Annotated in this window: 20 protein-coding genes and 1 pseudogene; 10 read left to right on the top strand and 11 right to left on the bottom strand. The window is 64.2% G+C overall.

All coding sequences use genetic code 11. The features are described 5' to 3' along the window. Positions 1 to 102: 102 nt before the first annotated feature. A complete protein-coding gene (locus ACVWYI_RS16480) occupies positions 103 to 1,587 on the bottom strand; it encodes an aldehyde dehydrogenase family protein (protein ID WP_456664533.1) in 1,485 nt (494 codons plus the stop codon). 113 nt (positions 1,588 to 1,700) lie between these two features. On the opposite strand from ACVWYI_RS16480, the gene ACVWYI_RS16475 reads away from it, so the two are divergent. Next, positions 1,701 to 2,783 carry a substrate-binding domain-containing protein gene (locus ACVWYI_RS16475; RefSeq protein WP_456662625.1) on the top strand — a complete coding sequence of 361 codons (1,083 nt, stop codon included), beginning with the start codon at positions 1,701 to 1,703 and terminating at the stop codon, positions 2,781 to 2,783. 121 nt (positions 2,784 to 2,904) lie between these two features. Here the strand turns inward: ACVWYI_RS16475 and ACVWYI_RS16470 are convergent, their stop codons facing one another. The 5 genes from ACVWYI_RS16470 to ACVWYI_RS16450 all read right to left on the bottom strand — a co-directional run bounded on the left by ACVWYI_RS16470 (position 2,905) and on the right by ACVWYI_RS16450 (position 5,683). After that, on the bottom strand, positions 2,905 to 3,492 hold the full coding sequence (locus ACVWYI_RS16470; protein WP_456662624.1) for a TIGR00645 family protein: 588 nt from the start codon (positions 3,490 to 3,492) through the stop codon (positions 2,905 to 2,907). A gap of 33 nt (positions 3,493 to 3,525) precedes the next feature. Continuing rightward, on the bottom strand, positions 3,526 to 4,164 hold the full coding sequence (locus tag ACVWYI_RS16465) for a TerC family protein (protein ID WP_247340826.1): 639 nt from the start codon (positions 4,162 to 4,164) through the stop codon (positions 3,526 to 3,528). Then, positions 4,161 to 4,523: a hypothetical protein gene (locus ACVWYI_RS16460; protein ID WP_247446702.1), complete on the bottom strand. Its 363-nt coding sequence runs from the start codon at positions 4,521 to 4,523 to the stop codon at positions 4,161 to 4,163. Before ACVWYI_RS16460 ends, ACVWYI_RS16465 begins: the two co-directional genes overlap by 4 nt. A 2-nt stretch (positions 4,524 to 4,525) precedes the next feature. Beyond that, the gene (locus ACVWYI_RS16455; RefSeq protein WP_456662623.1) at positions 4,526 to 4,999 is read right to left on the bottom strand and encodes a TerB family tellurite resistance protein; all 474 of its coding nucleotides are present in this window, start codon (positions 4,997 to 4,999) and stop codon (positions 4,526 to 4,528) included. A gap of 303 nt (positions 5,000 to 5,302) precedes the next feature. Then, entirely contained in the window at positions 5,303 to 5,683 is a 381-nt protein-coding gene (locus ACVWYI_RS16450) for a nuclear transport factor 2 family protein (protein WP_247446698.1), read from the bottom strand. Between the two features lie 169 nt (positions 5,684 to 5,852). On the opposite strand from ACVWYI_RS16450, the gene ACVWYI_RS16445 reads away from it, so the two are divergent. The 4 genes from ACVWYI_RS16445 (at position 5,853) to ACVWYI_RS16430 (ending at position 11,425) form a co-directional block, all read left to right on the top strand. Further along, positions 5,853 to 7,610 carry an MOSC domain-containing protein gene (locus ACVWYI_RS16445; RefSeq protein ID WP_456662622.1) on the top strand — a complete coding sequence of 586 codons (1,758 nt, stop codon included), beginning with the start codon at positions 5,853 to 5,855 and terminating at the stop codon, positions 7,608 to 7,610. A gap of 171 nt (positions 7,611 to 7,781) precedes the next feature. Further along, a complete protein-coding gene (gene pdxR / locus ACVWYI_RS16440) occupies positions 7,782 to 9,248 on the top strand; it encodes a MocR-like pyridoxine biosynthesis transcription factor PdxR (RefSeq protein ID WP_247446696.1) in 1,467 nt (488 codons plus the stop codon). A gap of 74 nt (positions 9,249 to 9,322) precedes the next feature. Next, positions 9,323 to 9,949 carry an FMN-binding negative transcriptional regulator gene (locus tag ACVWYI_RS16435; protein ID WP_456662621.1) on the top strand — a complete coding sequence of 209 codons (627 nt, stop codon included), beginning with the start codon at positions 9,323 to 9,325 and terminating at the stop codon, positions 9,947 to 9,949. A gap of 336 nt (positions 9,950 to 10,285) precedes the next feature. Further along, positions 10,286 to 11,425 carry a hypothetical protein gene (locus ACVWYI_RS16430; RefSeq protein ID WP_456662620.1) on the top strand — a complete coding sequence of 380 codons (1,140 nt, stop codon included), beginning with the start codon at positions 10,286 to 10,288 and terminating at the stop codon, positions 11,423 to 11,425. A 9-nt stretch (positions 11,426 to 11,434) separates the two neighbouring features. Here ACVWYI_RS16430 and gor read toward each other — a convergent pair whose 3' ends face one another. Genes gor through rpiA form a run of 3 tightly spaced genes read right to left on the bottom strand, consistent with a single transcriptional unit; the run spans position 11,435 to position 14,104 of the window. Further along, positions 11,435 to 12,823 carry a glutathione-disulfide reductase gene (gene gor / locus ACVWYI_RS16425; RefSeq protein WP_247340833.1) on the bottom strand — a complete coding sequence of 463 codons (1,389 nt, stop codon included), beginning with the start codon at positions 12,821 to 12,823 and terminating at the stop codon, positions 11,435 to 11,437. 46 nt (positions 12,824 to 12,869) lie between these two features. Next, entirely contained in the window at positions 12,870 to 13,388 is a 519-nt protein-coding gene (locus ACVWYI_RS16420) for a DUF2059 domain-containing protein (protein ID WP_456662619.1), read from the bottom strand. Positions 13,389 to 13,390: 2 nt separating this feature from the next. Then, positions 13,391 to 14,104 carry a ribose-5-phosphate isomerase RpiA gene (gene rpiA, locus ACVWYI_RS16415; protein ID WP_456662618.1) on the bottom strand — a complete coding sequence of 238 codons (714 nt, stop codon included), beginning with the start codon at positions 14,102 to 14,104 and terminating at the stop codon, positions 13,391 to 13,393. A 167-nt stretch (positions 14,105 to 14,271) separates the two neighbouring features. On the opposite strand from rpiA, the pseudogene ACVWYI_RS16410 reads away from it, so the two are divergent. The 5 genes and pseudogenes from ACVWYI_RS16410 (at position 14,272) to ACVWYI_RS16390 (ending at position 19,166) form a co-directional block, all read left to right on the top strand. Then, a pseudogene (locus ACVWYI_RS16410) lies at positions 14,272 to 14,947 on the top strand (HAD family hydrolase). Positions 14,948 to 15,100: 153 nt separating this feature from the next. After that, on the top strand, positions 15,101 to 15,589 hold the full coding sequence (locus ACVWYI_RS16405; protein ID WP_247446996.1) for a hypothetical protein: 489 nt from the start codon (positions 15,101 to 15,103) through the stop codon (positions 15,587 to 15,589). A gap of 107 nt (positions 15,590 to 15,696) precedes the next feature. Continuing rightward, on the top strand, positions 15,697 to 16,731 hold the full coding sequence (gene moaA / locus ACVWYI_RS16400; RefSeq protein ID WP_456662617.1) for a GTP 3',8-cyclase MoaA: 1,035 nt from the start codon (positions 15,697 to 15,699) through the stop codon (positions 16,729 to 16,731). 169 nt (positions 16,732 to 16,900) lie between these two features. Continuing rightward, the gene (locus ACVWYI_RS16395) at positions 16,901 to 17,482 is read left to right on the top strand and encodes a TRAP transporter small permease subunit (protein ID WP_247446690.1); all 582 of its coding nucleotides are present in this window, start codon (positions 16,901 to 16,903) and stop codon (positions 17,480 to 17,482) included. A gap of 28 nt (positions 17,483 to 17,510) precedes the next feature. Continuing rightward, positions 17,511 to 19,166 (top strand): TRAP transporter large permease, encoded by a 1,656-nt coding sequence (locus ACVWYI_RS16390; protein WP_247340841.1) that lies wholly within the window; start codon positions 17,511 to 17,513, stop codon positions 19,164 to 19,166. A gap of 78 nt (positions 19,167 to 19,244) precedes the next feature. Here ACVWYI_RS16390 and ACVWYI_RS16385 read toward each other — a convergent pair whose 3' ends face one another. Both ACVWYI_RS16385 and ACVWYI_RS16380 read right to left on the bottom strand, forming a co-directional pair. Further along, complete coding sequence (locus tag ACVWYI_RS16385; protein ID WP_247340842.1) at positions 19,245 to 20,333, bottom strand: TRAP transporter substrate-binding protein; 1,089 nt, start codon at positions 20,331 to 20,333, stop codon at positions 19,245 to 19,247. A gap of 245 nt (positions 20,334 to 20,578) precedes the next feature. After that, a complete protein-coding gene (locus ACVWYI_RS16380) occupies positions 20,579 to 21,889 on the bottom strand; it encodes a sensor histidine kinase (protein ID WP_247340985.1) in 1,311 nt (436 codons plus the stop codon).

The raw sequence follows: 21,889 nt of genomic DNA, 5'->3' as shown, positions 1-21,889 counted from the left end.
TGCCGCCGCTGTGCGGAATGCAGAGAATTTTACCGATCTCGAAAAAAGAGCCCGCCGGATCGGGCGATCAGGCGGGCTCCAGGCTTGGCCGCTCGGGAGGTATCAGACGGCCAGGTTCATCCACACAGCCTTCGGCTCGGTGAAGTTGTCGAGCGCGGCGCTGCCGTGCTCGCGGCCGAGGCCGGAGTCGCGCTCGCCGCCCCAGGGCAGGCGCACGTCGGTGTAGCCATAGGTGTTCATCCAGACCGTGCCCGCGCGCGCCCGCTTGGCGAAGCGCTGGAGCTTGCCAATGTCGCGGCTCCACACGCCGGCAGCCAGGCTGTAGGCCGTGCCGTTGGCGATCCGCAGCGCGTCGGCTTCATCCCTGAACTTGATGACACTGACGACGGGGCCGAAGATCTCCTCCTGCGATATCCGCATCTCGTGCGCGACATTCGCGAATACCGTGGGGCTGATGAAGTAACCACGCTCGCCGACACGTTCGCCCCCGGTGACGAGGGTCGCGCCCTCCTTCCGGCCGATGTCGACATAGTCGAGGATCGACTTCATCTGTTTCTCGGAGATCACGGGCCCGAGCACCGTCTTGCGGTCGAGCGGATCACCGATCCTGAGCGACTTTGCGCGCGCCACCAGTCGCTCGACGACCTCGTCATAAACCTTCTCCTGCACCAGCACGCGGGAGCCGGCCGAGCAGACCTGGCCGGCATTGAAGAAGATGCCGGAGGCCGCTGCTTTGGATGCGGCTTCGAGATCGGCATCGTCAAAGATGACGTTGGCCGACTTGCCGCCGAGCTCGAGCGAGACACGCTTGAAGTTGCTTGCGGCACCCTTCATGATTCCACGACCCACGCCGGGGGAGCCGGTGAAGGTGACCTTGTCGACGTCAGGGTGATTAACCAGCGCATCGCCGACGACCCGCCCGGGCCCCGTGACGACGTTGAAGACGCCCGCCGGCAGGCCGGCCTCAAGCGCGAGTTCGGCGATGCGCAGCGCCGACAGCGAGGTCAGCTCGGCCGGCTTCATCACGATGGTGCAGCCGCAGGCCAGCGCCGGCGCAAGCTTCCACATCCCGATCATCAGCGGGAAGTTCCAGGGCACGATCGCCGCGACCACGCCGACAGGCTCGCGCACGGTGTAGGTCAGGGCGTCGTCGCGCACAGGCACGACGTCGCCGCTGATCTTGTCAGCCCAGCCGGCGTAGTAGATCAGCGTGTCGACCGCGGCCGGGAAATCCTGCCGCGAGGTCGCGGCGATCGGCTTGCCGGCATCGATCGACTCGAGTTCGATGATCTCGTCGGCGTGCTGCTTGAGCAGGTCTGCCCAGCGCAGCAGGATCTGGCCCCGCTCGGACGCCCGCATCGTGCGCCAGGCGCCTTCGAAAGCCCGGCGCGCGGCGGCAACCGCATGCTCGACATCGGCCTCGTTGCCTTCGGCGACGACGGCGATGACCTGCCCGGTGGCCGGATCGAGCGATTTGAAGGTGCGACCGGAGCTTGCGGGGACGCGGCGGCCGTCGATCAGCAGATGCTGGGGCCGGGACATGAACTCGGTGGCCGGAGAATGCGCAACATCATATGCAATGGACATCATATTTTCTCCAGTTCTGGAAGATCAGACTAGGCGCATATGTATTGGAGTAAATATGATATGGTTTGCAAATGGACGCCCCACATATGAAGCGTGGTTCATAAGGATAAGAGATGCTTCAGATCGAGATCGAGGCCGTCTGGCGGTTTCGCCGCGAGGGCAATCCGCGCACCGCCATCATCATGCTCGGCGTCCTCAACGAAATCAGGAGGACCGGGAAGATCACCAGCGCGGCCCGCGACGCGCACCTCTCCTATCGCCACGTCTGGAATCTGATCGAGCAATGGTCGGAGTTTTTCGGCACGCCGCTGGTCGAGACCCAGCGCGGCAAAGGCTCGAAACTCACGCCGTTCGGCGAGCGGCTGGTGTGGGCGGGTGAGCGCATGCAGGCCCGGCTCGGACCTCAGCTTGAGAATTTGGCGCAGGAGCTGGCGAGCGAGATCAAGCCGTTCCTCGAGCAGCGCCCGTCGGTGATCCGCGTGCATGCCAGCCACGGTTTTGCGGTCGCAAAACTGCGCGAATTCCTCGACCGCGAGCCGGGCATCGGCGTCGATCTGCGCTATGTCAGCAACCAGCATTCGCTGGTCTCGCTGGCGCAGGGCGCCTGCGATCTCTCCGGCCTGCATCTGCCGCACGGCGCGCTACGGGCCCAGGGCATCAAGGCTGCCCGCGAATGGCTCGATCCGCGCGAGGACCGCATCATCAGTTTCGTCACGCGCGAGATGGGGCTGATGGTCGCGCGCGGCAACCCGCTGCGCATCGCTTCGCTTGATGATCTGACCGGACCAAAAGTCCGCTTCGTCAACCGCGACCACGATTCCGGCACGCGGCTTCTGTTCGACCAACTGCTCGCGGCAAACGGCATCGAGGAGAGCCGCATCAACGGTGCGCAGCAGATCGAATTCACCCACGCCGCGGTCGCAGCCTATGTCGCGAGCGGCATGGCGGATGCGTGCTTCGGCGTCGAAGCCGCCGCCCGGCATTTCGGCCTCGATTTCATCCGGCTCCTGACCGAGGATTATTTCTTCGTCTGCAAGCGCGCGTTCCTGGACACCGGGCCGATGCAGCGCATCCTCGATCTCATCCGCAGCGCTGATTTTCGCGCAGCGGTGGCGACCCTGCCCGGCTACGTGCCATCGGACACGGGCACCGTCACCGGCGTGAAGGCCTTTCTGGAGATGCACGCCGTGCGATGATGCATGGCGTGTTCGCCTTGTCCGTGACGGGCAGGAATGCCAATCTCCGCAGCAATGATCCAAGAGAGTCCGTCATGCCGCGCGCGAGCGCCAAATCGGCGCCTGAGAAGGCCGATCGCGCTCAGCCGTGACCGGCCGCCTTGTTGCGGTGGCCGCTCTCGCTGAGCCGGTCGACCCAAGCGATGCCGATCGCGGAGATGATGAAGGTCAGGTGGATCAGCACCTGCCACATCACGCCGGACTCGGTGAAATTGCTGCGCGTCGTGCCGAGATTACCCGCCTCGATGAAGGTCCTGAGCAGCGAGATCGAGGAGATGCCGATGATCGCCATCGCAAGCTTGATCTTGAGCACGCTGGCATTGACGTGGCTGAGCCATTCCGGCTCGTCCGGATGACCGTTCAGGTTCAGGCGCGAGACGAAGGTCTCGTAACCACCGACGATCACCATCACCAGCAGGTTCGAGATCATGACGACGTCGATCAGCCCGAGCACGACCAGCATGATCTGTTGCTCGCTGGCGTCGAACGAGTGCACGACCAGGTGCCAGAGCTCCTTCAGGAACAGCAGCACATAGACGGCCTGCGCGACGATGAGACCGACATAGAGCGGGACCTGCAGCCAGCGCGAGCCGAAGATGAGCTGGGCAAACGGGCCGATTTGCGGCGCTGGCGCCGGATCGGCCGAAAGTGCTTTGGGTTCAGACGTCATTGATCACTCCGGATGATAGGCAGAATCGTTGCCCTACAGGCTCGCGATGACAGGCGCGAGCTCGAGCGAGCCGCGATAGATCATCTCGAAGGCGACGTAGACGATGATAGCGAGACCGACATAGCCGATCCAGCGCTGCTTCTGAAGCACGCGGCCGAGCAAATCGGCAGCGACGCCCATCAGCGCGACCGACAATAGCAGGCCGAAGGCGAGGATGTAGGGATGCTCGCGCGCCGCGCCCGCGACCGCGAGCACGTTGTCGAGTGACATCGAGACGTCGGCGGCGACGATCTGCACCGCCGCCTGCCTGAAGGTCTTGCGCGGAGCAGCAGCAGCGCTCCCGTCGCCGCCATGGCTGAACGCGAGCTCGTTCGCATGCGCGGCCTGCTCGCGCAGCTCCCGCCACATCTTCCAGCACACCCAGAGCAGCAGCACGCCGCCGGCGAGCAACAGCCCGATCACTTGCAGAAGCTGGGTCGCGACGCCGGCAAAGACGATGCGCAAGGCGGTGGCGGCGATGATGCCGACGACAATGGCGCGCCGGCGCTGCTCGGCCGGGAGGCCGGCTGCGGCAAGGCCGATGACGACGGCGTTGTCGCCGGCGAGCACGAGGTCGATCAGGACGACCTGAAACAGCGCGGTCAGCGCTTCGGTGGTGATGAATTCAGTCATGATTGATCGCTTTTAGGTGCGGACGGATCGAGCCATTGCGGCTTCTTCCGCTCGACCCAATCCAAAACCTTGCCGCGCGCGGATCGCAACGCGGGCACGTCTTCCGCGAGCAAAGCGAGGCCGAGCGGCAGCATCCAGACGCCGAGCACCGGCAGGAAGGAGAGCACGCCGCCGACAATGAGCAGCGCGCCCGAGGGGATTCTCACCCAGCGGCTGGACGGCTTGAGCAGATAGGTGACGGTGTCGCCCATGCGCGGCGGCAGGCGCCGGACAAGCTTGTCGAGACGCGGGTCGCCGCCGGCCATCTGGCCGGTAGCGCCCGAAGCCCCTATCTTATCCTCGTCCGAAACTGCGCTCATGCTTACTCCTCGGCGGCAATGCGCTGTTCGGCACGCACTGCACCCGGCGCCACCTGCTTTGCGCGCGGTAGCACCAGCGTCAGCAGGCGCAACAGCTTGATCGCCTGCAGTTCATGGGGATGGACGTCCTCGTCCGCGGCCGCGACGCGCTCCGACAGTTCCATCAATTGAGCCGACAGCCGCAGGTCCGAGACCGGACGCAGATTGTCGATCACCACATTGGCGAAATCCGGTTCCTCGAGCCGTTCGGCAAGCTCGTCGAACATCGCATAGAGCCGGTCGTCCGGGATGTGCGGTGCCAGCTTGCGATCCCGGATGAAACGGACGACCTCGTCGCGTTCGACCGGTGAAACTTGCCGGTCGGCGACCGCAACCAGCGCGCCGACGATCACCAGCGCCACCGCAGCCTGCTCGTTCAGGCTGGACGGCTCGGTGATCTCGATTTCGATCGGATTTGAATGCTTGGCGTCAGACATCGTTGCTCCCTTATCTTGCGAAATGACCGCACGGAGCTGCGATGGGGACGATTGGGTCGGAGAGACTCTCAAGAAGGCCCGACGATCGGCCGATCCATCGCATTCGCGCGGGACAGGTCATCCGACATCACGAGGTTTTGCCGACAGCGTCGACTTCCTCGCCAGAGGGGCCCGGATTCTTGTTCCTTTCACACATAAAGACGGGCCTGTCGGAATCAAGGCGACGAGACTGCGACCAGCCGCCGCATCGGGTTCCGTGTTGGTCTGTTTGGCAGACGCACCGTCATTGCGACGGAGCCCGTGTTACTCCACCCGCTCGACAAGATGCGCCCGCGAGGGCGACGGCTCGAACTTGTCACCGAAATACTGCGTCTCCTGGGCCACCAGACCGTCGCGGAATTCCATGATGCTCACCACGTAAGACGGCACCCCATCATACGTCAGCACGAATTCGCTCACCCACAGATCGCCGCCCCCGACGATGCGCCGAACTGTGAAGCGCTTCTTGTTCGGCTGCACGAAGCGGCTCTCCTGAATGTTCCTGCGGCCGCGGATGCGCTCGCCGGATTGCGGATAGTCGAGCACCGCGTCCTCGCGATAGATGTCGTGCTCGGCCTCGAAATCGTTGGCGTCCGACGCGTCCCAATGACGCTGGAGTGCGGCCAGTTTGCCCTGATCATCCATCGTGATCTCCCTCTTTGCGGACTGTGTCTCGTGACGCCATCTGAGATTGGCCTGAGGGCCGCCGGTGGCAAGGCTTGCTCGCAACGTCTAACAACGCCTAACGAGCCAAAAACCCGGTCCGGGTGCAAGGATGACGGCGGAGCCGCGCAGTCACGGTTGGGAACACGCAATGGCACGTTTGCTTTCGGTCAATGTCGGCCTGCCGCGCGACGTCGCCTGGCAAGGAAGGACCGTCCACACCGGCATCTGGAAGGCACCAGTCAAAGGCGCGCGCAAGGCACGCCGGCTCAACATCGATGGCGACGGCCAGGGCGATACGGCCGGTCATGGCGGCGAGCATCGTGCCGTATTCGTCTATCAGGACGATTCTTATCGATACTGGCAGGAACATCTGGGTCGATCGAACCTCGTTCATGGCGAGTTCGGTGAGAACTTTACGGTCGAGGGCCTTGCCGACAGCAACGTGTGCATCGGAGACCGCTACAGGATCGGCTCGGCCCTGTTCGAAGTGACGCAGCCGCGCGTCACCTGCTACCGGCTCGGCATTCGCATGGACGAGCCGGACATGGCGGCGCTGGTGGTCAGGCACGGCCGGCCCGGGTTCTATTTTCGTGTGATCGAGGAAGGCGACGTCGAGGCCGGTGACGAAATCATTCAGATCGCCGTGGGGCCCGAGCGCATGAGCGTGTTCGAGATCAATGCGCTGCTTTACCTGCCGCCTCATCCGCGCGAACGCCTGGAGCGGGCGCTGCGGATTCCCGCGCTGAGCCGCGGCTGGCACCGCTCTTTCGAGGCGTTGCTCGAGCAGCGCAAGGAGAACAAAGCGGCGGGAAACGCCGGGCTCGGATCGGCGGCGAGCCCACCTCCGGCCTGGCGCGGATTCCGGCCGTTTCGCGTAGCCCGCAAGATCGCAGAAAGCGGCAACGTGACGTCGCTGATCCTCGAACCCGTCGACGGACATCCTGTGGCCGCCGCCCTGCCCGGTCAGTTCGTCGTTGTCCGACTCGGGCCGCTGGCTGCTCAAGCGATGACGCGCAGCTATTCGCTCTCGAGCGGCTCCGATGCCGCGCCCTATCGGATCAGCATCAAGCGCGAAGCGCACGGTGCCGCCAGCCGTTACATCGCCGATGACCTCCGAATTGACGACGTCGTACAGGTCGGTGCACCCCGCGGCAGTTTCACGCTCCGGCAAGATGCGCGCCCAGTCGTCCTGTTGAGCGCCGGAATCGGCGTGACGCCGGTGCTCGCAATGCTCCACGCACTCGTCGCTGAAGAGACGACGCGGGACGTCTGGTGGCTTCACGGCACTCGCGACGGCCGCGAACATGCGTTCGCCGCCGAGGCGCGCGAATTGCTAAGTGGGCTCGCTCATCACCATAGCCACGTCTGTTACAGCGCGCCTGATCCGGGCGATCGTCTCAATGTGGAGTTCGATACAGCCGGACATCTGGACGCACGCCTGCTCCGGAGCCTGAGCGTGCCGCGTGACGGCGATTTCTATCTGTGCGGACCGGCCGCTTTCATGAGCGATCTGAAAGCTGGCCTCACCACGTTGGGCGTCGCGCCGGATCGCATCCACACCGAATTGTTCGGCGCCGGACCATCCTTGACGCCCGGCATAGCGTCCTCCCCGCAGAAGCGAGCGCACACGCCGGCCGGCGCCCCCGGCCCCGGCCCGATGGTTTCGTTCGCCCGAAGTGGACTCAATGTGTGCTGGGGACCGGCCTACGCCAGCCTGCTGGAGCTGGCCGAAGCCTGCGACGTCCCCGTGCGCTGGTCGTGCCGGACCGGCGTCTGCCACAACTGCGAGAGCGGACTGATCGCGGGAGCGGTCAGCTACGCGCCGGATCCACTCGACCCGCCAGCGGAGGGCAACGTCCTGATCTGCTGCTCGCGGCCCCGAAGCGATGTCGTGATTGATCTGTGAAAATGGGAACTCGTTATGCGAGGCGGCGCCGGGTCTCAGGACGCTGTGGGACCACGGCCGCAAGGAGCATTTTTATCCCTACGGCAAGGCTTACGTCGAAACTCTCGGCGAACCGGACTAGAACCACATTCCGACATCGTCCGCTCGGTCGAATGCCGGCTTGGAATGTGGATGATCCAGATGAAGACCAATCCCGCTCGCCGTGCCGGCCGCATGGGCGCGCGCCACATCTACGAAGCCCTGAGGGATCAGATTTTGGCACGGGTGTACGGGATCGGCGGGTTGCTGCCGTCCTCGCGCGCGCTTGCCGGCGAGATGGGCGTGGCCCGCTCGACCGTCACCGTCGCCTACGAACAGCTCGCCGCCGAAGGCTTTATCGAGACACGCCATGGCGCGCGGCCGCGTGTGGCCCGCGCCATCGTCGAGCGCGGACGCACGCGCGTGGCGTCGGGGCCGTCGGCGCGGAAGGTGCGGCTGTCGGCCTTCAGCGAGCGGTTGCTTCGGGACCCGCCGCGCTGGACCGAGCCGCCGCGCGGGCTCGTCGCGAACTTCCGCTATGGCGAGCTCGCGCCGTCGGATTTCCCGGTATTGGCATGGAAGAAGGCCATGACCGCTGCGATGGCGCGCAAGCCCGAGCGGCTGGCCTATGACGATCCCTGCGGCGCGCTGCGGCTGCGGATCGCGCTTCAGGGCTATCTCTGGCGGTCGCGCAGCGTCCGCTGCGAGGTCGATCAGATCGTCGTCGTGAACGGCTCGCAGCAGGGCCTCGATATCTGCGCACGCCTGCTGCTCGACGCCGGCGACCGCTTCGTGATGGAGGATCCCGGCTACCAGATGGCGCGGCACACTTTCGAGGCGACGGGCGCCGAGACGATCCCGATTCCCGTCGACGCGGATGGATTGGAGACAGCGCGGCTTGATGGTATCGAGGCCCGCCTCGCCTATGTCACGCCGTCGCATCAATATCCGCTGGGCGGCGTCATGCCGATCGGACGCCGGCACCAATTGCTCGCCTGGGCGCGCAAGAACGACGCCTACGTGATCGAGGACGATTACGACAGCGAGTATCGCTACGACACCAAGCCGATCCCGCCGCTGCACGCGCTGGAAGGCGGTGGCAACGTGATCTATCTCGGCACCGTCTCAAAGACGCTCTCTCCCACCTTGCGGATCGGCTATCTGGTGGTGCCCTCCGCCCTGCGATCCCTGTTCGCCGCCGCCAAGCAGATCATGGACCGGCACACGCCGCTGATCGAACAGGACGCTCTCGCTTCGATGCTCGAAAGCGGCGCCTATGACGGTCACATCAGGCGCGTGCGCCGGCGCAACGCCGAACGCCAGCGAGCGCTGCTCGACGCGCTTCGCCGCCGGTTCGGGGATCGCGTCCGGATCGAGGGCACGGCCGCCGGCCTGCACATCGTGGCGTGGTTCGATGACCTGCCTCAGAAGCGTGAGGACGCGTTGATCAAGGCGGCCCATGCAAAGGGCGTTGGTGTCTATTCCGTCTCGGCACTGTTCGTCGGACCTCGCCGAGCGCGGACGACAGTCGGCCTCGTCATGGGCTATTCGGCACTGGAGGTCGCACAGATCGAGCGCGGCTGCAGGCTTCTCGCACAGGCCGTGGCCGAACTGGACTGATAGAATATACGACAACTGGCAGTTTCTCACAGACCAGATTCCAGCTATCTCCAGACCGACACCGGAGATAGACCATGTACATCCCTCCCGCGTTCAAGGACGACATTGAGGGCATCCGGGCGACCATTCGCGGCGCCCGCCTCGCCAGTCTGGTAACGGCCACAACCGAAGGCCCGGTCGCCACGCCTCTGCCGCTCTTTCTCGACGAGAGCGAAGGCGAGCATGGTGTGCTGTACGGGCATGTGGCGAAGGCCAACCCGCAATGGAAGCTGCCGCCGATCGGAGACGCGCTTGCGATCTTCAGCGGTCCCGACGCCTATGTGACGCCGTCTTGGTACGCGACCAAGCAGGAGACCGAAAAGGTCGTGCCGACCTGGAACTACGTCGCGGTGCATGCCTACGGCCCGGTCGAATTCTTCCAGGAGCCGGAGCGCCTGCTCGACGCCGTGACGCGGCTCACGAACAGGCACGAAGGATCGCGCGCAAAATCGTGGGCAGTTACGGATGCCCCCGCCGACTTCATCGCTGCGCAGCTGCGCGGAATCGTCGGCGTGCGCATTCCCGTCGTGCGGTTCGAAGGCAAGCGCAAGATGAGCCAGAACCGTCCCGAGACCGACCGTGTCGGCGTCGCGCAAGGGCTTGCGGCGAGCGAGAACGCGCTTGATCGGGAGGTTGCGCCCCTCATTCCGGTGCCGATGTGAGCGAAGTTCGGCGCGCCGAGGCGTTGCTGATCGGCGCAGCCGCACGTCCGCGCAAGACCTGCCGACAAATTAGACAAGACGCGTCTCGTCACTGGATCTGCAGGCTTGGCGAAGAGGGCCATGCAGGCCCGTGAAGCGAGTCATCTAACATCAGGTGCAAAACCTCGATTTTTCTTCGCGTGGCGGCGAGCCGAAGAGCCCGCGTGCTGCGCGTCACCTCGACTGGCCCAAATTTCGCAAGGCAACATCAAGCCTGATTCCCTGCTCTCCCACGATTGGAGCGGCAAGATGCGTGCGCCGAGAGACCGGGTGAGCGGCCCAGAATCGGAGAATGCCATGAACGTGCATGCCGCCGGCGATCTCAAATTCACCGGCCTGACCCGCCCGGACGGGACGCCCGTTCGCCTTAACGCTCAGGATTTCGTGGCGATCGATCGCGACCGGAATGCGAAGTTCGAGGCGACGTACCGGCCGCAAGCACTCTACAATCGCGCCAACGAAGGCTTTCACGCCAACAACGAAACCTTCCTGCTGCACGAAGTCGCGACCAATCTGCCGATCTACCGTCCGGACACCGGCCCTACCGATTTCCACCTGCATCTTCCGCCGGGCGGCTTTCAGCTCGTGCTGGTCACCTCGGGCGCGTTCACCTTCGACTATGACGGGCGCTTCTACAATGTCAGCCCTGGCGCGGTGATGTTGCAGAGCGCGATCGTGCACCGCCAGCTGTTCTACACCTGGTCGGGACTGTCGACCGAAGAGAACCTGAAGACGCCGCAGACGGTGGTGCCGGATCCGATTTCCATGGGCTATTCGGGCAAATTCCTCGAAGCCTTCGTGACCGATCCCACCACCTTTCCAAACCCGAGCATCGTCGGCCCGGACCAGATCAACGAGGCCGAGACGCCGCGGGTGGCCTGGAGCCACTCACTGCATGATCGCCCGGCCGATGCAGGCTTCTGGCTTCAGGATCCCCTGGCGCTGGATGCGCTGTTCAAGCCGCTCACCGACAGCCCTGTCAAATCGGCGATGCCGGTCTATGTGCGCGATATCGGGATCGAGGCTCCGAGCGGCCATCTCGTCACCGGCCACATCATCGCGACCGACCCGCGTGGCCAGTCACTTTTGCCGAAGAGCACATCGACAGCTGCGGACGCCGCCAGTTTTGCCAAGGGCGAGGTTGCGATCTATCGCGTCATCCGCGGCACGGCCGAATTCAATAACAAGGCCGGTGAAACTTTCGAGCTCGCGGCTGGCGACGTGGTGACGGCGGGCAAGAACGCGATCTGTCTCACGGGTATCGGTGAGAACACGCAGGTCCTTCGGCTCGGCCTTCTCAAGGGCATGAACGACCTTCGCAGCTGGACGCCGACGCAACGCGACGAGATCGACGGCCTCGCCGGCCAGATCATCACGCAGAAGGACATCCGTCCCCTGCGCACCGAAGGCAAGCCGGTCGGGTATCTGTACGGCTGAGCGCCGGGGTTACTCCGCCGCCTGGCGCACATGCCGCGCGGTCGGGGTGCGCATCGTGACGAGCTCTTCGGCCGCGGTCGGATGCAGCGCAATCGTCGCGTCGAAATCGGCCTTGGTCGCCTTCATCTTCACCGCAATCGCGACTGCCTGCGTGATCTCGGCCGCGGCATCACCGACGATGTGACAGCCGAGCACGCGATCGGAGGCCCCGTCGACGACGAGCTTCATCAGCACGCGGGTATCGCGGCCCGACATCGTCGCCTTGATGGGGCGGAACGTCGTCTTGTAAATGTCGACATGGCCAAATTGCGCCCGCGCCTCGGTCTCGGTGAGGCCGACGGTGCCGACCTCCGGCTGCGAGAATACGGCGGTCGGGATGGTGGCGTGATCGACCTGCACCTCGCGCTTGCCGAACACGGTATCGGCGAACGCATGGCCCTCGCGGATCGCGACCGGCGTCAGGTTGAAGCGGTGGGTGACGTCGCCGATCGCATAGATGCTGTCGACCGAGCTCCTCGAGAAATGATCGACCGCGATGCCGCCATTCCTAGGGTTGATGGCGACGCCGGCCTTCTCCAGGCCGAGATTGGCCACCGCCGGATGGCGGCCGATCGCGAACATCACCTGGTCGGAGGCAAGGCTCGATCCGTTCGACAGATGCGTGGTGAACTCCTCGCCGTGCCGATCGACCTTCGCTACCGTGCAGCCGGTGAGGATGGTGATGCCCTGCTTCTCCATCTCGGCGCGGACGTGCGTGCGAACATCCTCGTCAAAGCCGCGAAGGATGTTGTCGCCGCGATAGATCACGGTGACGTCGGAGCCGAAGCCGGCGAAGATGCCGGCGAATTCCAGCGCGATGTAGCCGCCGCCCTGGATCACGATCCGCTTCGGCAGCTTGGTCAGGTGGAAAGCTTCATTGGAGGAGATCACGTGCTCGATGCCGGGGATCGAGGCGCCGTGATTGGGCGCGCCGCCAGTGGCGATCAAAATGTATTTTGCCGTGATCTTCTTGTCGTTTTCGAGCAGGCGGACGGTGTGCTTGTCCTCGATCACCGCACGGCTCTTCACGACCTGCGCACCCGCCTTCTCGACGTTGGCAGTGTAGATCGCCTCGAGCCGGGCGATCTCCCTGTCCTTGTTGGCGATCAGTGTCGGCCAGTCGAAGCTGGCAGGCGGAACGGTCCAGCCGAAACCCGCGGCGTCCTCGATTTCATGACGGAAATGTGAGCCGATCACGAACAGCTTCTTCGGCACGCAGCCGCGGATCACGCAGGTCCCGCCCATGCGGTACTCTTCCGCGATCGTCACACGGGCGCCGTAGCCGGCCGCGATGCGGGCGGCACGCACGCCGCCCGAACCGCCACCGATGACAAAGAGGTCGACGTCGAATTCAGCCATTGTCCACTCCGACCTCTTTCAGCAACTCCTGATCAGATAGTATCTGTCATATCTCCTTGCCACGCTTGCGCATCTCGGCGCGGAAGTTGCCCATCACGGTCTCGGAGAAATTTTGGGCCCAGGAGTTCATGAAGGCCATGCTCAGCCCGATTGCGCGCGGCTCGGCCTCGATCAGCTTCTTGCCCAGCGGCGACTTGTAGAAGGTGACGAGATCCTTCAGCTCCTGCTCGGTGAACTCGCTGGCATAGACCTGCGCCATGCCGTCGCCGATTTCGCTCTCGCGGCCCTTGAGCTGCTGGGCGACGATCTGTGCGACCTCGTTGAGGTCCTTCTGGTAGTTGAGGTTCTGCTGGATCAGCGTGATCTTGGTCTTCTCGACCATGCCGGGCACCGCGTTGGCGTACATCGCGCCGGCGTTCTTGATCGCTAGGATCTCCTTGGCGGCCGCGATGGCGCTCGGTGAGGATTTCGGCGGGGCCGCCTGCTGGGCGAGCGCCGGGGCGGCCGAGAGGGCCAGTCCCACAGCGAGAGTCACGACCGGCAAGAACTTCAAAACGCTCTTCATTCCTAGTCTCCTTTCGGCTTTCGCCGTTCAACCACGCGGATTCCCTCGCCACCCGCCAAAACAGCCGAGCTGGCCAAGCCGATAAACAACCCATGCTCGACCATGCCGGGGATCGCGCTCAACGCCTTGGCGAGGCGGGGCGGATCCACGATCTGTCCGAGCTGGGCATCGACGATCCAGTGGCCGCCATCGGTGACGAAAACGTGGCCGTCCTTGCCTTTGCGGACCGCCATTTGCCCGGAAACGCCGCATTCCGCAAATGCCTTCTCGATCGCACGCCGCGTTGCGCCGAGCCCGAACGGGATGACCTCGACCGGCAGCGGAAAGCGGCCGAGCGTCGGCACCCACTTGGTGTCGTCGGCAATCACGATCATGCGATCGGAGGCGGCCGCCACGATCTTCTCGCGCAAAAGCGCGCCGCCACCGCCCTTGATCAGGTTGAGCGCGGGATCGATCTCGTCGGCGCCGTCGACGGTGATGTCGAGATGGTCGATCGCGTCCAGCGTGGTCAGCGGCACGCCGCAGCGCTCGGCATCGAGCCGCGTCGCCTCGGAGGTCGGCACGCCGATCACCTTCAGCCCGGCGCGGACCCGCTCGCCGAGCAGCTCGACGAAATGTTTGGCGGTCGAGCCGGTGCCGAGCCCGAGCTGCATGCCGTCACGAACATCCTCGAGGGCGCGCGCCGCAGCCTGCCGCTTCAACTGGTCCATGTTCACGATGCGCCCGCCTCTGGATTAGGGAGTGTGCCGCCGATAAAGCTCGCTTGCGGCGGCCTATGTAGCCCCGTTTCCCCTCGGAGAACAGGGTCTGGGAACAGCTCTATAAGCTGATCTTATGGCGCCGCCCCTTGCGCCTATACGGCCAGGCCGGTAGCGCTGGGATCATGACCTCTCCTCACACCATCGTCTTCGATCTCGACGGCACGCTTGTGGATACGGCGCCCGACCTGATCACCGCGCTCAATTACGTGCTCGACCGCGAAGGGCTGCCGCCCGTGCCGATGGCCTCGGCCCGCAACATGATCGGCGCCGGCGCCCGCAAGCTGATCGAGCGGGGGCTGGAGGCCGAAGGCCGCAGCGTCACGCCCGCCGACATGGACCGGCTGACGGCCGATTTCATCGTCTATTACGCCGACCATATCGCCGTCGAATCCCGGCCCTTCGAGGGGCTGGAAGCCGCGCTCGACCATTTTGCGGCCCAGGGCCATCGCCTCGCGGTCTGTAACCAACAAGCTGGAATGGCTGTCGAAGCGGCTGCTGGACCAGCTGGACCTGAGCCGGCGCTTCGCGGCGATCTGCGGCGCCGACACTTTTGGCGTCCAGAAACCCGATCCGGCCATTTTTCGCGAAACGGTGGCGCGGGCCGGCGGCGAGGTCAAAGCCAGCATCATGGTCGGCGATGCCGGACCCGATGTCGGCGTGGCCCGGCGCGCTGGAGTTCCCGTGATCGGGGTCAGCTTCGGCTATACGGACGTGCCGATCGCCGAGCTCAAGCCGGACCGGCTGATCCATCACATGCGCGACCTGCCGGCCGCAGCCCACAGCCTGATGACGGCGTAAGAACACATCAAGCCACTGAAATCACGTGATTATTTCTCGGTACCTGCGTTAACCATCTATTAATTATGCGCGGCCCGCCGGTTGCTTGCCTGGAACGACGCTCCTAGGTTTAGCCGGGGATGTGGCGGTTCGTCGCAGCAGAAGTGGATGGTCATGCGTCGTGTCATCGCGATTGCGTTAACTGGGGCAAGCCTCCTCGGGGCAACAAGCCTCGCCGGCTGCTCCTCGATGTCCTGGGACGTGTTCAAATCGGCCCCGCCGACGGTCCAGGTCCGGCTCGAATCCAATCCTCCGGGTGCTGACGCCACAACCTCGCTCGGTCCGGGCTGCAAAACCCCCTGCTCCGTCTCGATTCCGGCCCCCGACGCCCCCTTCACGGTGGCTTTCGCCCTGCCAAAATACCAGCCGGCGAGCGTGCCGGTGAACGTCATCAAGAATCCCAGCGATTTCACCACACCCGCCTCGGTCACGACCGACCCGAGCCCGGTTTTCGCTGAACTCCAGCCGGCCACCCCGCCAAAACCGGTCCGCAAGCCGCACCGGCCCAAGAAGCCGAAACCGGCGGCGTCCGCCGCTGCCCCGGCTGAGGCCGCACCGGCCGCGGGTTCGCCGTTTCCCGATCCGAATGCCGGCAAACGCTGACCTCCGTTATCCCCCAATTGTCTCTGACGCGTCTGATGCTTAGATTGCTTCCAGAGCACCGCTGACGCAAAGCTGCGCCCGTTGCCGTAAGGGACAAGGCATTTGGTATGAACGGACTTTCCGCGAGCCCCCGCGCCGCGCTGTCGAGCGCGATGACCGATCCGTTCGGACGGACCATCTCGTATTTGCGCGTCTCCGTCACCGACCGCTGCGACCTGCGCTGCTTCTACTGCATGTCGGAAGACATGACGTTCCTGCCCAAGGCGGATCTGCTGACGTTGGAAGAACTCGACCGGCTCTGCTCGGCCTTCATTGCCAAAGGCGTGAAGAAGCTGCGGCTCACCGGCGGCGAGCCGCTGGTCCGCCGCAACGTGATGACGCTGGTGCGTTCGCTGTCGCGGCATCTCGAGAGCGGCGCGTTGGGCGAGCTGACGCTGACCACCAACGGCACCCAGCTTGCGAAACATGCCAGTGAGCTCGCCGATTGCGGCGTCCGCCGCATCAACGTCTCGCTCGACACGCTCGACCCGCAAAAGTTTCGCGAGATCACCCGCTGGGGCGAGATCGACAAGGTGCTGGAAGGCATCGAGGCCGCACGGGCCGCGGGGCTTGCCGTGAAGATCAACGCAGTGGCGCTGAAGAACCTCAACGAAGACGAACTTCCCGACCTGATGCGCTGGGCCCACGGCAAGGGCATGGGCCTGACGCTGATCGAGGTCATGCCGATGGGCGAGATCGGATCGGGACGGCTCGACCAGTATCTGCCGCTGTCGCTGGTGCGCGCGCGCCTCGCCCAGCAATTCACGCTGACGGATCTGGCCGAGAGCACCGGCGGGCCGGCGCGCTATGTCAGCGTCGCCGAGACCGGCGGCAAGCTCGGCTTCATCACCCCGATGACCCACAATTTCTGCGAATCCTGTAACCGGGTGCGCGTCACCTGCACGGGAACGTTGCACACCTGTCTCGGCCACGAGGATGCCTCTGATTTGCGCAAACCTCTGCGTGCATCGGATGACGATGTGCTGCTTGCGGAAGCGATCGACCGCGCCATCGGGCTCAAGCCCAAGGGCCACGACTTCATCATCGACCGCCGCCACGACCGCCCCAGTGTCTCGCGGCACATGAGTGTCACCGGCGGCTAGCATCGGCTGGCCGGCCGCGACTTATTCCCCTTAACTATCAACAAACTTCCGATTGACTGGCGGCACGCTCACTGGTTTGGTGCGGCTGCCTCATGCCTGCGCGGCGAGACAAGCCAACGCGCCACTCGGCGCAGTCAAGACGGCCGGGGCAAATCGGGGAGGACCAATCTTGCAAGCGCTCCTGAAGCTGAGCAATGGAATTGACGCGTTCACACGTTGGACGGGCAAGCGCCTGGCGTGGCTGATCCTGGTTGCCGTCGTCATCTCGGCGCTGAATGCGATTATTCGAAAGACGTTGGACACGTCCTCCAACTCGTGGCTCGAGCTGCAATGGGTGCTTTTCAGCATCGTGTTCCTGCTGTGCTCGTCCTGGACGCTGCTCGATAACGAGCACATCCGGATCGACATCTTCAACAGCATGATGCCGAAGCGGGTTCGCAACGTCATCGACGTGATCGGGCACCTCTTCTTCCTGATACCGCTGACCGTCGTCATGATCGTAACCGGCGTACCGTTCTTCCTGCGTTCGCTCCAGATCAACGAGCAATCCGGCAATGCGGGCGGCCTGCCGCAATGGCCGGCCAAGTCACTCGTCATGATCGGCTTCACGCTCCTGCTTGTTCAAGGCATCTCCGAACTGATCAAGCGGATCGCCATCATGCGTGGCATGATTCCGGATCCCCACGAGTCGCAGGTTTCGGCGCTGGAGGCCGAAGTCGAGCACCTCGTTGAAGCGATCGAACAGAAGTGATCGCCAAGCGGCATCGTAGGGGGATTCAATGACCGCGTTTCTCATCGCCAATATGGCGCCAATCATGTTCGCCACGCTGGTGATCGTGCTGCTGCTCGGCTACCCGGCGGCATTTTCGCTCGGCGCCGTCGGCCTCTTCTTCGCCGTGATCGGCATTCAGCTCGGCGAATTCCATCCGGATTTCCTGCAGGCGCTGCCCGAGCGCGTCTACGGCGTGATGAACAACGACACGCTGCTCGCCATTCCCTTCTTCACCTTCATGGGACTGGTGCTCGAGCGCTCCGGCATGGCCGAGGATCTGCTCGACACTATCGGCCAGTTGTTCGGCACGATCCGGGGCGGCCTCGCCTACGCGGTGGTGTTCGTCGGCGCCCTGCTTGCGGCGACGACCGGCGTCGTGGCGGCTTCGGTGATCTCGATGGGCCTGATCTCACTGCCAATCATGCTGCGCTACGGCTATGACCGCCGCGTGGCGACCGGCATCATTGCGGCCTCCGGCACGCTGGCGCAGATCATTCCACCCTCGCTCGTCCTGATCGTGATGGCGGACCAGCTCGGCAAGTCGGTCGGCGACATGTACGAGGGCGCGTTCATTCCGGGCCTGGTGCTCGCGGGCCTCTACGCGGGGTACGCTTTTCTCGTCACCCTGATCTTTCCGAAAGCGGCGCCGGGCCTTCCCAAGGAGGCGATCGGCTTCCGCGAGGAAAGCGGCGACCGCGGCCTGAAGTCGCTTGGCGTGCTGTTCCTCGCGAGCTGCGTGTTCGGCTGGTTCATGATGCGGAATTCGGAGACCCACGGCGCCGACTTCGTCGTGCTCAGCATGTTCTTCGGCATCCTCTTCGCGTTCGCCGTCGCCGTCGCGAACTGGGCCATCGACAAGCTCACGGGCTTCCGTTTCCTCTCGAAGATGGCGCAACAAACCACCTTCGTCATGGTGCCGCCGCTGTTCCTGATCTTCCTGGTGCTGGGCACGATCTTCATCGGTGTCGCGACGCCCACCGAAGGCGGTGCGATGGGCGCAGCCGGCGCCCTCATTCTCGGTGCCATGAAACGTCGGCTGACCTGGGACCTCGTTCGTCAGGCGGTCGAATCGACGGCAAAGCTCTCCGCCTTCGTCGTCTTCATCCTGGTCGGGGCACGCGTATTCTCGCTCACCTTCTACGGCGTCAGTGGCCACGTCTGGGTCGAGCACCTGCTGACCTCCCTGCCCGGCGGCCAGGTTGGCTTCCTGATCTTCGTCAACGCGTTCGTGTTCGTGCTGGCGTTCTTCCTCGATTTCTTCGAACTCGCCTTCATCGTGATCCCGCTGCTCGGGCCCGCGGCGGAGCATCTCGGCATCGACCTGATCTGGTTTGGCGTCATCCTCGGCGTCAACATGCAGACTTCGTTCATGCACCCGCCGTTCGGATTTGCGCTGTTCTATTTGCGCTCGGTCGCGCCAAAGGAACGTTATACCGATCGCGTCACCGGCAAACGCATGGAGCCGGTCACGACGGGACAGATCTATTGGGGCGCGGTGCCGTTCGTCGTCATCCAGCTCATCATGGTGCTGCTGGTGATCATGTTCCCGTCGATGGTGATGCACTACAAGGGCGTGCAGTCCACCGTCGATCCCAACAGCATCAAGATCGAAATTCCGCAGATCGATCTGCCGCCGCTCGACTTCGGCCAACCGAAGCAATAGCGCCCGGCCCGCCCGCAAAAAAAAGAACCCGGAGCTTTCGCTCCGGGTTTTTTCGTTTGGCCGATCGCGGCTCGCAAATCAGCTCTGCGAGTTGCGCGCCATGAAGTTGTCATAGCCGACTTCGGCGACCTGGAACCACTGATATCCGTTGTTCGAGAACGCGGTCAGCGATTCGTAGACCTTCTTGAAGTCCGCGTTGCTGGCCGAGACTTCGGTGTGCAGCTCCTTTGCCGCCTTGAAGCAGGCTTGCATGACCTCCGGCGAGAACGGATGCAGCTTGGCGCCCGCCGCTAGCAGGCGCCGCAACGCCTGTGGATTGGCCTGGTCATACTTCGCCATCATCCAGTTGTTGGCGTAGTGCCCCGCTTGCTCGAGGATGCTCTGATAGTGCTTCGGCAGCGCGTTCCACTTGTCCTGGTTGACGAAGGCCAGAAGCATGGGCCCGCCTTCCCACCAGCCCGGGAAGTAATAATGCGGCGCGACCTTGACGAAGCCGAGCTTCTCGTCGTCATACGGTCCGACCCATTCGGCGGCGTCGATGGTGCCCTTCTCCAGCGCCGGATAGATGTCCCCTCCGGCGATCTGCTGCGGCACCGCGCCGAGTTTGGCCATCACCTTTCCGGCGAAGCCGCCGATGCGGAATTTCAACCCGCTGAAGTCCTGAGGCGTCTTGACCTCCTTGCGGAACCAGCCGCCCATCTGACAGCCGGTGTTGCCGGCAAGCAGCGAAACGACGTTGTACTTCTTGTAGAACTCGTTCAGAACGTCCCGGCCGCCGCCCAGCATGTACCAGGCCTGGTTGATGCGCATGTTCGGTCCGAACGGCACGGCCGAGCCGAAGGTGAAGGTCGGGTCCTTGCCGAAATAATAATAGGACGCGGTGTGGCCGATTTCGCAGGTTCCGTTCTGCACGGCATCGAGCACCTGAAGGCCTGGCACGATCTCGCCGCCGGCAAATGTCTGAATCTGGAATTTGTTGTCGGTCGCTTCCGCGACCATCTTGGCCATCATCTCGGCGCCGCCATAGAGCGTATCGAGTGATTTCGGCCAGCTCGTCGGCATGCGCCATTTGATCTCGGGCATCGATTGCGCGATGGCTGGAGCGGCGAGCGTCGCGGCACCCGCCGCACCAAGCCCGGTTACCTTGATGAAGTCTCTTCTTTTCATGATTTCCTACCCTGATGGATTGTGATGATGGGCCTTCTTGCCGAGGCTTGGAGGCCAGCATGGAACATGTCTCATCCGATTTCCATCCCGACGATGGCGAGGGACACAAATGCCCAGCTCCCACGCCATCCGGTCCTGCGACTTTAGGCTTAGACGATCAGCCGGAGATCGAAGGACAGAGCACGAAGTGATGCAGACCCGTTGGGCGCCTGGTGGCCACACGCCGCGATCGAGACGGCGCAGGTTCAGCCCGCCGCCGGTCCGGCCGCCTGCATCCCCTCCGCCAGCCTGAACCGCAGCGTGAACTCCGCGCCGCCGCCCGGAAGGTTCTCCACCGCGACTGTCGCCGTGTGATCGTCGGCCACGGCGCGCACGATCGAGAGCCCGAGGCCGGCGCCGTCGCTGCGCTGGCGGTCGGCGCGCCAGAAGCGCTGGAAGATCAATTCGCGGTCGGCGTCCGCGATGCCCGGGCCGCAATCGCGCACCCGCACCGCACCGTCCTCGCTCACCTCGACGTCGACGGACGTGTCTTTTGCCGTGAACTTGATGGCGTTTTCGGCGAGATTGAAGATCGCGCGCTGGAGCATCTCGGAATTGCCATGGACCAGCACCGGCGCCTCGGTGCCCTTGAGGGCGATGTCCTTGTGCTGGGCTAGCGCGAACGGCGCGATCGCACCGACCACCTCGGCGCAGACGGCGCGCAAATCCGCGGACTCGCCGGGATCGAGCACCAGCGTGTCGAGCTCGGCGATCTCCAGCAGCTGGGCGACGATGCGGCTCATGGCTTCGATGTCGGCATGCAGCGCCTGCCGTGCGGCGCCGTCGCCAAGCGTCTCGATGCGCGTCCGCAGGATCGCGAGCGGCGTGCGCAATTGATGCGCGGCATCGGCCGTGAACTGCCGCTGCACGCGAAAGCCATCCTCGAGGCGATCGAGCGCCTGGTTGACGGCGGTGACGAGCGGGATGATCTCGCGCGGGATCTGCTCCGTCGGCAGGCGGATGTCGGTGCGCGCCGGCCCGATATTGCTGGCCTCCTCCGAGGCCTTCCACAGCGGTGCGATGGCGCGGCGGAAGATGATGATGTCGGCGGCGAGCAGGATCAGCAGGATCGGAATGGTGATCCACCCTACCCGCCGGAAGAAGTTCGAGATGATGTCGTCGATGATGACGTCGCGATGCGCAAGGTCCTCGGCGACGCGGATACGCACGATCTTGCCGTCGATGATGCGCGTGACGCCGGCGCCGGAAATCGTCTCGGACAGCGGCGGCGCCTGTGCCGCGGCGCCCGTCTTGCGGCGGGACGAAAACAGCAAACGGCCGTCGGCGTCGCGGATATCATACAGATACCGGCCATAGGCTTCGGAGTAGAGACCGCGCAGGCTGTCCGGCAGATTGAACGTCAGCAAGCCGTCCGGCTGCGCGACGATCCGTTCCCCCAGCACTTCGGCCTGCGCCCGCATGGCTTCGCGGTGCAACTGGTCGACTTCGGAATTGAGCAGCCAGAACATCACCAGCGGCAGGAAGATGGCAACCACCGCGACCGCCACGATGTGCAT

The sequence above is a fragment of the Bradyrhizobium sp. LB13.1 genome (genome assembly GCF_054056815.1).
This window is presented reverse-complemented; position numbering and strand designations above follow the sequence as displayed.